Annotated in this window: 13 protein-coding genes and 3 pseudogenes; 4 read left to right on the forward strand and 12 right to left on the reverse strand. The window is 53.7% G+C overall.

Annotated elements, in window-relative coordinates; all coding sequences use genetic code 11:
- The first annotated feature begins 7 nt into the window (after window positions 1–7).
- The 4 genes from motA (at window position 8) to ABDK09_18290 (ending at window position 2,869) form a co-directional block, all read left to right on the forward strand.
- A complete protein-coding gene (gene motA, locus ABDK09_18275; protein XAW88912.1) occupies window positions 8–865 on the forward strand; it encodes a flagellar motor stator protein MotA in 858 nt (285 codons plus the stop codon).
- The gene (locus tag ABDK09_18280; protein ID XAW88913.1) at window positions 865–1,863 is read left to right on the forward strand and encodes a flagellar motor protein MotB; all 999 of its coding nucleotides are present in this window, start codon (window positions 865–867) and stop codon (window positions 1,861–1,863) included. The genes motA and ABDK09_18280 overlap by 1 nt, the downstream gene beginning before the upstream one ends.
- A 77-nt stretch (window positions 1,864–1,940) precedes the next feature.
- A complete protein-coding gene (locus tag ABDK09_18285) occupies window positions 1,941–2,228 on the forward strand; it encodes a hypothetical protein (GenBank protein XAW88914.1) in 288 nt (95 codons plus the stop codon).
- 128 nt (window positions 2,229–2,356) lie between these two features.
- On the forward strand, window positions 2,357–2,869 hold the full coding sequence (locus tag ABDK09_18290; protein XAW88915.1) for a copper resistance protein NlpE: 513 nt from the start codon (window positions 2,357–2,359) through the stop codon (window positions 2,867–2,869).
- 157 nt (window positions 2,870–3,026) lie between these two features.
- On the opposite strand, the gene ABDK09_18295 is transcribed toward ABDK09_18290, so the two are convergent.
- The 12 genes and pseudogenes from ABDK09_18295 to flgB all read right to left on the reverse strand — a co-directional run bounded on the left by ABDK09_18295 (window position 3,027) and on the right by flgB (window position 13,068).
- Window positions 3,027–4,067, reverse strand: coding sequence for a flagellin (locus tag ABDK09_18295; protein XAW88916.1), 1,041 nt, complete (start codon window positions 4,065–4,067; stop codon window positions 3,027–3,029).
- An 11-nt stretch (window positions 4,068–4,078) separates the two neighbouring features.
- A pseudogene (gene flgL, locus ABDK09_18300) lies at window positions 4,079–4,979 on the reverse strand (flagellar hook-associated protein FlgL).
- A gap of 9 nt (window positions 4,980–4,988) precedes the next feature.
- Window positions 4,989–6,363 (reverse strand): annotated as a pseudogene (flgK, locus tag ABDK09_18305) (flagellar hook-associated protein FlgK).
- Entirely contained in the window at window positions 6,350–6,937 is a 588-nt protein-coding gene (locus ABDK09_18310) for a rod-binding protein (GenBank protein ID XAW88917.1), read from the reverse strand. The pseudogene flgK and the gene ABDK09_18310 overlap by 14 nt, the downstream one beginning before the upstream one ends.
- Window positions 6,937–8,059 (reverse strand): annotated as a pseudogene (locus tag ABDK09_18315) (flagellar basal body P-ring protein FlgI). Before ABDK09_18315 ends, ABDK09_18310 begins: the two are co-directional and overlap by 1 nt.
- Complete coding sequence (flgH, locus tag ABDK09_18320) at window positions 8,059–8,730, reverse strand: flagellar basal body L-ring protein FlgH (GenBank protein ID XAW88918.1); 672 nt, start codon at window positions 8,728–8,730, stop codon at window positions 8,059–8,061. Before flgH ends, ABDK09_18315 begins: the two are co-directional and overlap by 1 nt.
- Before the next feature lie 11 nt (window positions 8,731–8,741).
- Entirely contained in the window at window positions 8,742–9,545 is an 804-nt protein-coding gene (gene flgG, locus ABDK09_18325; GenBank protein XAW88919.1) for a flagellar basal-body rod protein FlgG, read from the reverse strand.
- A 25-nt stretch (window positions 9,546–9,570) separates the two neighbouring features.
- Window positions 9,571–10,302, reverse strand: a complete 732-nt coding sequence (locus tag ABDK09_18330; GenBank protein ID XAW88920.1) for a flagellar basal body rod protein FlgF — start codon at window positions 10,300–10,302, stop codon at window positions 9,571–9,573.
- A gap of 11 nt (window positions 10,303–10,313) precedes the next feature.
- Window positions 10,314–11,558: a flagellar hook protein FlgE gene (flgE, locus tag ABDK09_18335; GenBank protein XAW88921.1), complete on the reverse strand. Its 1,245-nt coding sequence runs from the start codon at window positions 11,556–11,558 to the stop codon at window positions 10,314–10,316.
- Between the two features lie 27 nt (window positions 11,559–11,585).
- The gene (gene flgD / locus ABDK09_18340) at window positions 11,586–12,269 is read right to left on the reverse strand and encodes a flagellar hook assembly protein FlgD (protein ID XAW88922.1); all 684 of its coding nucleotides are present in this window, start codon (window positions 12,267–12,269) and stop codon (window positions 11,586–11,588) included.
- Entirely contained in the window at window positions 12,269–12,703 is a 435-nt protein-coding gene (gene flgC, locus ABDK09_18345) for a flagellar basal body rod protein FlgC (protein XAW88923.1), read from the reverse strand. Before flgC ends, flgD begins: the two co-directional genes overlap by 1 nt.
- 2 nt (window positions 12,704–12,705) lie before the next feature.
- The gene (flgB, locus tag ABDK09_18350) at window positions 12,706–13,068 is read right to left on the reverse strand and encodes a flagellar basal body rod protein FlgB (GenBank protein XAW88924.1); all 363 of its coding nucleotides are present in this window, start codon (window positions 13,066–13,068) and stop codon (window positions 12,706–12,708) included.
- Window positions 13,069–13,180 lie beyond the last annotated feature (112 nt).

The following is a 13,180-nucleotide window of genomic DNA, read 5'->3' on the forward strand; positions in this document are numbered from 1 at the left end:
GTCAGTTATGCAAAAGTTTCTTGGCGCCATTACCATCCTGATGTGTGTTTTTGGCGGCTATATGTGGGCCGGCGGTAATCTGGGCGCCATCTGGCAGCCTGCCGAGTATCTGATTATATTCGGCGCGGCGCTCGGTGCGACCATCATCGGTAACCCGCCGCACGTGATTAAAGAGATGCGCCGTCAGCTGCGTCAGTTACTGTCGCCGCCGAAAAACGAACAAGACTACTACATGGAGTTGATGGCGGTATTGCAGGTACTGCTGGAAACCGTACGCAGCGGTGGCTTTAAATCGCTCGACCGCCATATTGAAAACCCGGACCAAAGCCCGATCTTTTCTCGCTACCCTCTTATCGCGGCAGATAATCGTCTGGTCTCTTTCATTGCCGACAATTTACGTTTAATGGCAATGGGACAAATGTCGCCTCATGAACTTGAGGGGTTACTTGAGCAGGAAATCGAAGCGATTCAGACCGATTTACTGCTGCCGTCCCGTTCTTTGCAGCGCACCGCAGAAGCCCTGCCCGGGTTTGGCATTCTGGCGGCCGTAGGCGGCATTATTATCACCATGCAGGCCATCGACGGTTCAATCGCCATGATTGGTTACCATGTCGCTGCGGCGCTGGTCGGTACGTTTGTCGGCATCTTCGGCTGCTACTGCTGCTTTGACCCGGCTAGTAATGCAATGGCGCAGCGAGTCAAACGTGACATGACCGCTTATGAGTGCGTACGTGCAACGCTGGTTGCTTACGTGGCGAAAAAACCGACTTTGCTGGCCATTGATGCCGGCCGTAAACACATCCAGCTAGACATTAAACCGACCTTCAGTGATATGGAGAAATGGCTGGCGGAACAGGAGGCATAATGCAGAAACAGGAGCACGTGGTTTTCAAGCGCGCAAAAGGTGGTCATGACGAAGAGCATCATGGCGGCGCATGGAAAGTCGCGTTTGCCGATTTCATGATAGCGCTGATGGCGCTGTTTCTGGTTCTGTGGGTCATGCAAGTGGTCGATAAGGAAGAGCGCAAAGCAATTGTCGCCCATCTGCACAGCTCAAGCGTCTTTGATCGAAGTTACGGTAACCCGTTTGATACTTCGCAAAGCATCTCGCCGATCGATCTGGCCGCCGATTCATCTGTGGTCAGCAAGCATGATTCTAATCACACCGTGACTTCATTTAATAATGGTAACGGTGAAGGTCCGGAGTCGGATGCTCTGCTGCCCGGCACCTTTGATACCCAGGCCCAGCTCGCGACGCTGGCCAAAGTGGTTGAGGAGATGATGCGGCAAATCAATGCGCAGGGGAACGTTAATGTTTCGGTGACCCCGCAAGGTTTACGCATCGTGTTACAAGATGACTTTAAGCAGAATATGTTCAGCCGCGGCGGTAGCGAAATCACGCCGTTTTTTGAAGATCTCCTGCTGGCTCTGGCACCGGTGTTTAAACGGGTTGAAAACCCGTTGATCATCAGTGGCCATACCGACGCCACTGCGTTTAAACAACGCTTTGGCAGTAAAACGAACTGGGAACTGTCGGCGAACCGCGCCAATGTTGCGCGTCAGACACTGGTCGCTGGCGGAATGCCGGACCAACGTGTACTGCAGGTGACCGGGATGTCAGACCGGGCGCTGCTTAATCCGGATGAGCCGGATGGCAGTGAGAACCGCCGGATTGAACTGTTTGTCCTGACCACACCAGCCGCTAAAGTGCTGGAAACCTTCTTCGGTGATAAACAACCGGGCGAACTGGACAAAGCCCGTGATGAGGCTCAGTTCAATCAGCCGGTTCGTCGTGAGCCCGCGATCAGCCATCAGCAAGAGGTCAGGCTTGAGATCAGTGCCGAAGACCAAGCAGACTCTTAAAACGGTCTGACACAGGACCGTCATAACCTGCCCTGTTGATTCAGGGCAGGTTCCATCAGCATGATTCAGAGAACGTTATGCCGCAGCTAACCCGACACACCAATCACAAAGACAGCTTAAAGAAAGCCTTTCTATGGCTGATTGTGCTTGATTACTGTCTGCTGGCCCTGTTTCTGACCCAACTGACCAACCTGACCCTGCATGCCGGCACCAGCATCAGCTTACTGCTGCTGATCTACAACATACTGCTCAGTTTCCTCTGTTTTCAGCGCACCAGTCAGCGGGATTCCTACATTATCTATCCGACGATCTCGGCGACACTGCTGGCGTTTATTTGTTTCCTCTATTTCTTCTTTCTTATCTAATTCACAGAAATCTAACAACTTCCTGACCGCACCGGTAGAAAGCATGACCACGCACTGACGGTTCTGACATGAGTTTGGTGAATAATCTTTTCAACCCTGTCCACACAACAAATAGATAAGGATAAAAGATGAAAAAAGCGATGTTCGCCCTGAGTGCACTGACGTTTATTTTGGCTGGCTGTGACACTGCGGAAAACGCGGCAACGCAACAAGCAGAACCGGTTGCCGATACCCTGCCAAGTAAAGTCAGCGATTCAATTGCAACGGTAACCGACAGTGTTTCTTCAGCGGCTAATGCAGTGACTGAATCGATTGAAGATGGCGACGCAGCCAACTGGCAAGGCACCTATCAAGGCACTCTTCCTTGTGCTGACTGCGCAGGTATCGACTACACCCTGACTCTGAACGAAGACCAGAGCTACAGCCTGGTGCAGGCTTATCAGGGTAAAGAAGGCGCAGAGCCAACCACTTCTGAAGGTAAATTCCACTGGAACGACACCGGCAGCGTGATTACTCTGGAAGATGGTTCAGAGACACCAAACCAGTACTTTGTTGGTGATGATATGCTGATGAAACTGGACATCAATGGTGAGAAAGTGACCGGCGATATGGCGGCACTGTACAATCTGCAAAAGCAGTAATCATCTGACAAATACAGCAATCAATCGGTAAAACAGTCATCGATCGCTGAAAACAGCTACCCGTGCTGTATTCGGATGTAATAATAACGCCGGCCCATGGGCCGGCGTTACTGTTTATTCTGTAATGAAACGCTTTATCCTGCAACGAAACTTATCTTCAGCGCAGCAGTGCCACAACCGTATGACGACGTACATTAGCCTGCGCGTTAAGCACCTGATAAGTAGCGGTAAACGTATCACCAGCAGCATAAAAGCTTTCCAGCTTATCTGCCACGCCACCCACCGACAACACCTGATTTTGCTCACGCAGCGTCTGCATCTGACTACTCAGTTCACTGTGATAACTGCGTGCCTGATCCAGACTGACCTGCACCTGTTGCAAATGCTGATTGACCTTAGCAATGGTCTTTTTGATGCCGTCACGTGAACCGAGATCAAAGCGCAATTCAGCAATACCATCCGGCTCGGATTTCAGCGTCAGGGTATTCGCCTGCCCGGCCGGGAAACGGTGTCCCTGTCCGGTGACCATCACCTTTTGCTTCATCTGCTTATAGGCCGCGTCCGAGGCCTCAAACACGATATTGCCATCACTGCCCAGAGAAGCTCGCATCCCGAGCGGGATCAGGCTGCGATCCAGCATTTTTACCGTTTTACTGCCATCGGTACGACCATCAAACTGCATCAGCACCGACTGACCCTGCGGAAAATCCAGACGAATCTGCTCAGCCTTATCCTGCAAACGCTGTACATTAAGCCCCGGTACGGAAAAGCGCCGCAGATCGCCTTGGTTCAGTTGCAGTTTCAGCTCATTACTCACCACTCGCTGACCATCAAAGCGGGCTTGTTCAAGCGTGCTGTCGAGCTGCATTTTAGAACGGGTCAAGGTCTCTTTCAGATTGGGGACCCGATCCACGCCCTGTGTCACAGCCTGAGTGAGACTGCGCTTAATATTCGTAAGTTCTTTGCCGGCAACCTGCAGGGTTTTCGTCGCGATCTGCACCAATGTGGCTTGTTGCTGCCCGGCAGTCAGCCGGAGTGCAGAAATGGAATAGGCTGACGGTGGGTCAGCCTGGAAAGTGCGGTTACGCGGTGGATTAAAACGCGGACTTTGTGTCGTGCGGGAGGGAGTAATACTCGCCTGATCCTGCCCGGTCAGACGTATTCCCTGACCGCGCACTTCCACTGTACTCATGACCATAGTGTTAACCTCTAAATCCGGTCAAACAGCGACAGACCGTCAATTTTGACGTAACTGGCCTGAGTCGCCTGCAGTGCGGCCATGAAGTTACTCAGACGCACTGACGCTTCACCGTAATCCAATGCCGACAGATCGCTGGTGACCTTATCCACGAACAACTTGTTTTCACCATGAGCACTGTCAAGCAGATCCAGGTTATTCTGCCGTCCCCCCAGTTTCGGTAATGGCCGCCAGGACATTATCCATCGTGCCATCCACAGCGTTGAGTGTCGTCGCGACCTGGTTTTGAAAATTGGCCGTCGGCGCCTCAAATTCAGCAATCAGGTCATTGATCGAGTTGAGTACATTACTGCCCCCGCCTAAATCGAGCAGATCGCGGGCAGTCATATTGGACTCCATGCTCACCCCTTTGGCCACCGTAACTACGCGTTTATCCGCATTGCCCTGAATTACATAAGCCCCCGCACTCTCGTCCAGTGCCGCAGTATTGCTGGCGGTACCGGAAAACAGATAAGCGCCCTCTTCATCCTGAGCATTAAAAGAAGAGGCAACTGAGTCACGCAGACTATGCAGTTCCGTCACAATCGCGGTGCGGTCAGCATCAGTCAGGGTATCATTAGCGCCCCACAAAATGCGGTCCCGAATGTTCATCAGGCTGCTGTTCGCCGCATCCAGATACACTTCCTGACTCGACAAGGTGGTTTTGACATTGGCGATATTGCTCTGATACTGGCTGATGGCACTGTCTTCACGATCCAGGTTGAGCAACTTAATCGAGGCCATCGGATCATCCGACAGTTTAGTCAGGCGATCACCGGTCGCCATCTGCTGCATCACAGTACCCAGACCGGCATTATTGGTCTGCAGGCTCTGCAACATCATCTGACTGAATTGAGTGTCACTGATTCTCATCCTGACTCCTTAAAATAACTGTAATACGGTATCGAATAGCTGATTGGCGGTACTGATCACCTTCATATTGGCATTGTGCGCATTAGCAAAGGTCATCAGATTGGCCGCCTCTTCATCGCTGTTGACGGCACTGACGTTATCGCGTTTGGCGATAGCCTGCTCATTCATAGTGGTTTTCGCCTGAGAATCAGATTCGGCCTGACGCGCTTTAATGGCGACTTCTCCTACCATACTGGTAAACGCATCATTGAGTGACTGAGCGCCGAAACCAGCAATGGTAAAGGTTTGACTGCCTATCGCAATCAGCGCCTGAAGATTGTCACTGTTGCCGGGATTTCCGTCACCGGACAGTGCCAGTTCAGTGGCGGTGATATCCGTCATGGTCAGGCTGGCTGCCGGGTTATCGGGGTCGTAACTGAACAAGGCTTTACCAGGCATACCATCCAAATCCAGCCCCAGGGCCAGCTCTGAATTAAAGGCATCCGCCATTGACTGCGCCATGTCATCCACGGCAGTCATGTAGGGTTTCAGCACCTGAGTCTGGTAGTCGTTCAACGCGCCGATTTCCCCGCCCAGTTGACCGGGGATGGCAAAACTCTGATTACCGAAGACCACCTGCATGTTCGCCATATAGGCGTCACTGCTGTCCGGAACAGCCTGTAAAGTACCGGATTCAGAACCCATCACCAACGGCTGACCGTTACTGAGAGAAATCTGCATACTGCCGTTGGCCTGATTGGTGGTTTTGACCTCGACCATCTGCGACAAATCACCCACCAGCGCATCGCGCGTATCCATCAGCTGAGCCGGGTTACCGCCGGTCCCCTGCAGCTCAACGATCTGCTGGTTAATATCGGCAATGTTGCTCAGCAGGCTGTTGACCTGGCTGACCGCCGCACTGCGCTGATCACTCATATCCTGATGCTGGTTATACAGCGACTCAGTCAGGGTATTAAAGCGGCGCGACAGCGCTTCCGCTTCATTGATAATCTGCTGGCGCAGCGGAGTCGATTCGGGTTTGGTCGAGGCATCATGCAGCGCCGCAAACAAGCTATCGAGCCCTGCGGAGAGGCTGAAACCGTCCGCACCCAGCGTATTTTCAATCTGACTCATATTGGTGGTATAACGCGAGGCATAGGCCGATTCACTGCCGGTCGACCAGGTCTGTTTGACCAGAAACTGATCGGTCACGCGACGAATGCTGGTCACCTGAACCCCCATCCCCGCGCTTAAACTGTCATATTTGCCGCCACCGACCGAGGCCATCAGGGCTTGCTGGCGGCTGTACCCGGGCGTATTGACATTCGCCACGTTTCTGCGCGGTAACATCGAGCGCGATGCGGTTCGCGTTCAGTCCGGTTAAAGCTATGTTAGTCAAGTTCATGTCCGATCTCGCTCCATGGTCGAATCAGTGGCTGAGCGAAGGCCGTATTGACCATCACTTTGCTGTTTTGCTCTGCGTCTAAGGCGGCACGAAGCGGAGCCGGGTTAAGTTCTGCCTGTAATCCGGCTGCATTTTGTGATTCCGCTTCCGGGATGGAAAACATCACGCTTTCTACCGGTACGGTATCTGCGTCAATCGCGGTAAATGAACTGTCATTGACTGAATTGGCTTGCACCGCACTGAGACCTGCGGCCGGTCCCAGCTGGCGCACCAGCATATCAGCGATTCCGGCGTTGTTCTTCTTGGCCAGTTCAATCGCCAGCTGGCCATCGTACATATCGCGAAATACCCCCTGCTGCTGGGAGGAAAACGGGCTGTCCTGGTCAGCCAGCGCATCGCTGCTGCTGCGCATCTGGCGCAACACCAACTGCAGGAACATGGCTTCAAACTGGCCGGCCACCTTTTGCAACGCCTCACCTTTGTCCGCGGCATGTTTGATATTGGCCAGTGCGCTGTTGTCATGATAAAGCACGGCATCGCCGGCTACGGATTGGTTGGAATGGTCAATTTTCATCAGATCACCACCAGTTCGGCATTCAGGGCACCGGCTTCATGCAGAGCCTGTAAAATGGACATCAGATCGGTCGGCGTTGCACCCAGGCTGTTCACCGCATCGACTATGGTATTGAGCTCAGTGCCTGCCGGCCAGATCATCATCTGTGCCTGCTCTTCAGTAATATCCACATTCGACTGGTCGACGGTTTGGGTCTGGCCGCCGGAAAGCGCGTTTGGCTGACTGACCTGCTGTGACTCGCTGATGCTGACCGTCAGGTTGCCATGACTTACCGCTGCTTCGCCAACCTTGACGTTTCTTACCGATCACTACGGTGCCGGTGCGGGAGTTAAACACAATACGTGCGGGTTTACGGCCTTCCACCACACTCATCTCTTCCAGCATCGACATCATGATGACGCGTTGCTGAGTGTCCTGCGGCGCGCGCATTTCAACCCGGCCTTTGTTAATCGCAACCGCGACTTTGGGGCCAAACGTATCGTTAATTTCACGGGCGATATTTTTCGCCGTGGTAAAGCTCGCTTCACGCAAGTTGAGCGTCACCGTATCGCGCTGGTTGAAGTCGGTCGGGATCTCGCGCTCCAGCGTCGCGCCATTGGGCACGCGCCCCGTTGTTGGGGTATTGATGGCAATACTGCTGCCACTGCGCCCCTGGGCCGACACACCGCCAACAACGACATTGCCCTGGGCAACCGCGTACACTTCGCCGTCAACACCACGTAGCGGCGTCATCAGCAGCGTACCGCCACGCAGGCTTTTCGCATCACCAATCGACGACACGACGATATCCAGCGTCTGGCCCGGCCCGGCCATAGGATCAACTGAAGCGGTGACGCTCACTGAAGCCACGTTGCGCAGTTTAGGATCGGAGGATTCATCAATCTGCACCCCGAACTGGCGCAGCATATTAGTGATGGACTGGGAGGTAAATTCAACCTGGTTCCGGTCACCCTGACCGTCCAGCCCCACCACCAGACCATAACCAACCAACTGGTTTTGACGAATGCCCTGAATATCAACCAGATCCATCAGCGGAATAGCGACTTCCGCTTTTACTCCCGGCGTCAGGCCCAGGCTCAGCACCAGCAACAGCGTGGTCAAAAATGCGTTGTGTTTTGTCATCAGAATGGCATCCATGGACTGTTAAAGAATTGCGTCAGCCAACCGGAGGCATTACTGTCTGCCAGCGCACCGCGACCGGAGTACGTAATACGTGCATCGCCGATACGCTGGGAAGAGATTTGGTTGCTGCGGCTGATGTCATCCACACGCACAATGCCGGTCAGACGAATAAACTCATCCCCCTGATTGAGGCGAATCCACTTTTCACCGCGAATACGAATCACGCCGTTAGGTAAAACCTCACTCACAGTGACCGTAATCGCACCCTGCAAACGGTTGCCCTGCGAGCTGGACGCACTGCCGTCAAAAGCGCGATTGCCATCAATCGAGGCGGAAACATCGTCAAACGTTTTGGCACCAATAATCGGCGCCGCCAGGCCAACACTGGAGGATTTACCATACTGGGTATCGGCACTTTTACTCGATTGAGTCGACTCAGACAGCTGCACGGTCAGGACATCGCCGACCCGATAGGCCCGGCGGTCCTGAAACAGAGTCATCGCATAGTGATGGCGATAAAGGCTGCCGGACTGAGCCTCTGGCAGAGAGTAATCGAGCTCCGGCGGACCATATTTTTCTTCGTCCGGTGACGGCAGACCAAACTCCTCCCGTCCGGCACAACCAGCCAGCACTAATACACTCAGTAATCCGGCTTTGCTCAGCTTTGTCATTACCTTTTCCTTCATCGCTCACTGCCCCTTACATTGACTGCGCAACGAAACTGCAGCATGTCATCGGCGGCCGAGACCACCTTGGCATTCATCTCGTAGGCGCGCTGAGTGGTGATCATATCCACCATTTCTTCCACGACTTCGACGTTTGAGCCTTCCAGCACACCTTGCTTGATGCTGCCAACGCCGTCTTCACCCGCCACAACCTCATCAGCAACACCACTGGCTTCCGTTTCACGGAACAGGTTACCGCCTACCGCTTCCAGACCAGCCGGATTGATGAAACGCGCCAGCGTGATCTGACCGATCTGCTGTGGCGCCGGATCGCCGGCACTGGTCACACTGACCGTACCGTCCACGCCGACCGACAGAGAAGTGGCGTTATCCGGAATCTGAATCTGTGGTTGCAACGGCAGGCCCTGGCTGTTGACCATCAGGCCTTCCGAGTTGACGTGAAACTGGCCGTTGCGGCTATACATGATTTCGCCGTCAGAGTTTTCAATCTGAAAAAAGCCCTGGCCCATTACCGCCAGGTCCATATCCTGACCGGTGTTTTGAGTGTTGCCCTGGGTAAAGACTTTTTGGGTGCCGACCACGCGCACACCGCTACCCAGCTGAACCCCGGTTGGCAGCTCATTGACCTGATCGACCTGCGCGCCCGGCTGACGCTGGATGCTGTAGAACAGATCCTCAAACACCACCCGATCGCGTTTGAAACCAACGGTATTGACGTTCGCCAGGTTGTTGGAAATGGCGGTCATCTTGGTGTCCTGAGCCGCCATACCGGTTTTACTGACCCATAATGCTGAATGCATGGAAAGTTCTCCTTCGTGTGAGCGCTTAGCTGTTGCTCATTAATCGGTTACCGGCCTGGGCCAGGGTTTCAGCACTTTTCATCATGCGGATTTGCATTTCGAAATTACGCGTCAGAGACATGACGCTCACCAGCTCATCAATCGCCGAAACGTTACTGCCTTCAATATGTTCCGGCGCCAGTTGCACCGTATCATCGGCCGCAAACGGGGCACCGTTCACGCTGTGCAGTAGTGCATCACTCTCTTTTTGTAATTGAGCCGGCTCCGGCTTAACCCGCTTTAAAGTGCCAACTTCAATTTCAGCACCACCACCCGGCGGCACCACCGAGATCACGCCGCGTTCACTCACTTCCACCGTTTGAAAATCCGGCAGCACCATAGGCCCGTTTTCACCGATGACGGCAAAACCGTTGATGGTCAGTGCACCATTAACATCAACCGAAATATTACCGGCGCGGGTATAAGCTTCACCGCCATCCGGGGTCTGTACGGTCAGGTAACCGTCGCCCATGATCGCCACATCCAGTGCGCGGCCGGTTTTGACCACATCACCGCTGTCAAAACGGGTCGTGCCCGAGTTGGTGACCACCATGGTACGGCCGTCGAATCCCGCGCCCTGCAACGGCACACTGCGTACCCGCTCCATATCGGCCCGGAACCCCGCCGTATCGGCGTTCGACAAGTTGTTGGAGCGCACATGCTGGGCTTTGAGAACCCGGCTCGCGCCTGACGTTGCAGTAAACAGCAAACTATCCATGTTCAGCTCCGTTAGATTGAATTGAACAGAACTTGCATCAGTTCATCTTCAGTGGAGATGGTTTTGGCGTTCGCCTGATAGTTACGCTGTGCGGTCATCAGGCCAACCAACTCACCGGTCAAATCAACGTTCGAACCTTCCAGCGCGCCCGGCGTCAGATCGCCCAGCGTACCGGTGCCCGGTACACCCACTGTCGGGTTACCCGAACCAAAACTTTGCGTCCAGGCCGTGCCGCTGACCTTGGTCAGGCCCTGCGGGTTAGCGAAATTGGCCAGCACCACCTGACCTTGCAGCTGTGACTCACCGTTGGTGTACGTGGCGTAAACCATGCCGTTATTTTCAACCCGTACTCCGGCCAGCTCTCCCGAGGTGTAACCGTTCGGATTGTTGGTACTGACACCAAAGTCAGCGCCAAACTGGGTGCTGCCGGTCAGTGACACATCAATGCTCATGGTTTCGGCACCAGCGGCCGGAAAAGTGACGTTAAACGCGCTGACCGGAGAGTTGAGCGTACCGTCGGTATTGAAGGTGACCGGAACAGTGTCAACCACTGAGCCGCCGTCCACCTGGACATTCACTTCCCAGCTGTTGGCATCGGTTTTGGTAAAATACTGGGTGACGGTGTGGCTGTTACCCAGCGAGTCAAATACTTGCGAGGTGTATGACGAGTTGAACGAGGTTGGATCGTTGGGGTCAAAAGCCACCGCTGTCGAGTCATAAGCCGGATCCGCCGGGTCCAGAGCAGGATTACCTGCCGGAACCAGATTGATCGCGCTGGCGCTGGCATCAAAGTTAGCCACAAACTGCAGCGAATCAGTCGCACGCGCCGCCAGAGAAGACGTCGCAATTTGCACATCCCCCACAGTCCCTGTCATCAGGTTGTTGTTAGCATCCACGCTGTAGCCCTGCAATTTGGCACCGGTGTTGCCCACAACGTAGTTGTTGCTGTCGGTACCGAACACACCGGCACGGGTGTACAAGGTTTGTCCCATGCTGTCTTTGGTAACGAAAAAGCCGCTGCCGTTAATAGCCAGATCCATTGCACGACCGGTGCCGCTGATTGAACCGTTTTCATCAAAGTTCTGGGAAATTGACGCCACTTCCACACCACCCGGCTGCATTCCGTTGTAAACGGCAGAGAATTCGGTGCGCGAGCCTTTAAAACCATAAGTGGAAGCGTTGGCAATGTTGTGACTGATGGTGTTCAGTTCCGAGTTGGATGCATCTAAGCCACTCAGCGCAATGTTTAAACTCATAAAATAACCTCTGTGTCCTTAAGGGGGTTAAGCACCAAATTGGGTGATCTGATAAAAAGGAATACTGCCAAGACCGGCAATATTGACCAGCGGCGAACCGCCGTTACTCGGAATGCGTACCTGCTCGACAGCGCCGGCCAGTAACACGTTCGGACTGGCCTGGCCATCCTGAACCTCGACCGTCACCTGATAACTGCCTGGTTTCAGGCCCAGCTCCTGGGGATCAATAGTGAAATCGACATCGCCGGCCGGATGAGCACCGAGCGGCAGCTTGGTGCTTTGACCAAACTCATCAGTGATAACCAGATTGACCTGACTCGACGCGTACTCGAGTTCGACTTTGCCACTTTGTGGCGCTTCTGCACCGAGCTCAAACTGGTTACCGGACACCAGCACTGTCTGACCGACCAGACCTGCGGTACTCAGTACCTGCATGTTATCCAGCAGTACCATGCTGTTTTGCATCAGGCTGGTCATGTTCTCTGTGCTCTGCACCTGAGAAAACTGCGCCAGCTGACTGACGTATTCGGTGCCATCCAGCGGGTTGAGCGGATCCTGATTCTGGATCTGCGCCACCATCAGGCTGATAAATTCATTTTGCAGCGACGATGCCGAGTTAGCATCGACACCATTAGCCGCAATAGCGCCGCCGGTTGTAGTGGCAGCGCCACTGGTATCAGCTGATAAAGCATTAAACTGTGCAATCGTCATTAGCTGCCCTGCCCCAGACGCAGCAGCCCCTGCTGCATACTCTTCACATTGGAGAGCACTTCAACGTTAGTCTCGAAACTGCGGGTCGCCGACATCATATCGGCCATTTCCGCCACCACATCAACATCCGGGTAATAGACATAACCTTCGCCGTCCGCCAGCGGGTTACTCGGTTCAAAACGTTTTTCCGCTTCACCCTGCGCTTTGACCACATCGACAATGCGTACTTCCGCACTCGGATAATCATCTTCGCCTGCGGTCAGTTGACTCTTGTTATATACCGTCGCAAACACCGGCTTGAGCGCCCGATAGGCATCATCCGGGTTAGCCGACACGGCATCGGCGTTCGCCAGATTACTGGCCACCGTGTTCAGACGCACGGTCTGAGCATTCATTGCCGAGCCGGCAATGGAATAGATATCAGTAAATGCCATGATTAACGTCCTTCAATTGCTTTGGCTAAACCACTGAATTTCATATTGAGAAATGTCAGGCTGGTTTGGAAATCCATACTGTTCTGCGTGAATTTGCCCTGCTCGACACCCAGCTCAACCGTATTACCGTCTTTGCTGTTCTGATAAGGAATTGCATATTGAGTTTTAACCAGCAATTCCGGGACTTCCGGGTTCACTCCGTGCAGACCCGCGCCGCGCATCGCGGTGGTGAAACTCAGGTCTCTGGCGAGGTATCCCGGGGTATCAACATTTGCTAGGTTACTCGCGAGGACTTTGGTACGCTGAACCCGAAAATTCAGAGCCTCGGGATGAACTCCTAACGCGCTTTCAAATGAAATTGCCATGCATCTTCCTTACAAGTTGGCTCAAGTAGCCCTGAGAAGAAACAAGATGCATGCCACAAAATAAAACATTTAATATCAATGATTTACAAAAAAATAAGGAAGACGCGCTTCC

This window comes from Vibrio sp. CDRSL-10 TSBA, from assembly GCA_039696685.1.
Lineage (GTDB): Bacteria > Pseudomonadota > Gammaproteobacteria > Enterobacterales > Vibrionaceae > Vibrio.

Excerpts from the sequence above, each read along its gene's own strand:
- ABDK09_18285 (XAW88914.1), top strand. The coding sequence starts at position 1,941 with ATGCCGCAGCTAACCCGACACACCAATCACAAAGACAGCTTAAAGAAA.
- ABDK09_18330 (XAW88920.1), bottom strand. The coding sequence starts at position 10,302 with ATGGATAGTTTGCTGTTTACTGCAACGTCAGGCGCGAGCCGGGTTCTC.
- ABDK09_18280 (XAW88913.1), top strand. The coding sequence starts at position 865 with ATGCAGAAACAGGAGCACGTGGTTTTCAAGCGCGCAAAAGGTGGTCAT.
- flgE (XAW88921.1), bottom strand. The coding sequence starts at position 11,558 with ATGAGTTTAAACATTGCGCTGAGTGGCTTAGATGCATCCAACTCGGAA.
- flgB (XAW88924.1), bottom strand. The coding sequence starts at position 13,068 with ATGGCAATTTCATTTGAAAGCGCGTTAGGAGTTCATCCCGAGGCTCTG.
- motA (XAW88912.1), top strand. The coding sequence starts at position 8 with ATGCAAAAGTTTCTTGGCGCCATTACCATCCTGATGTGTGTTTTTGGC.
- flgC (XAW88923.1), bottom strand. The coding sequence starts at position 12,703 with ATGGCATTTACTGATATCTATTCCATTGCCGGCTCGGCAATGAATGCT.
- flgH (XAW88918.1), bottom strand. The coding sequence starts at position 8,730 with ATGACAAAGCTGAGCAAAGCCGGATTACTGAGTGTATTAGTGCTGGCT.
- flgD (XAW88922.1), bottom strand. The coding sequence starts at position 12,269 with ATGACGATTGCACAGTTTAATGCTTTATCAGCTGATACCAGTGGCGCT.
- flgG (XAW88919.1), bottom strand. The coding sequence starts at position 9,545 with ATGCATTCAGCATTATGGGTCAGTAAAACCGGTATGGCGGCTCAGGAC.
- ABDK09_18310 (XAW88917.1), bottom strand. The coding sequence starts at position 6,937 with ATGAAAATTGACCATTCCAACCAATCCGTAGCCGGCGATGCCGTGCTT.
- ABDK09_18295 (XAW88916.1), bottom strand. The coding sequence starts at position 4,067 with ATGGTCATGAGTACAGTGGAAGTGCGCGGTCAGGGAATACGTCTGACC.
- ABDK09_18290 (XAW88915.1), top strand. The coding sequence starts at position 2,357 with ATGAAAAAAGCGATGTTCGCCCTGAGTGCACTGACGTTTATTTTGGCT.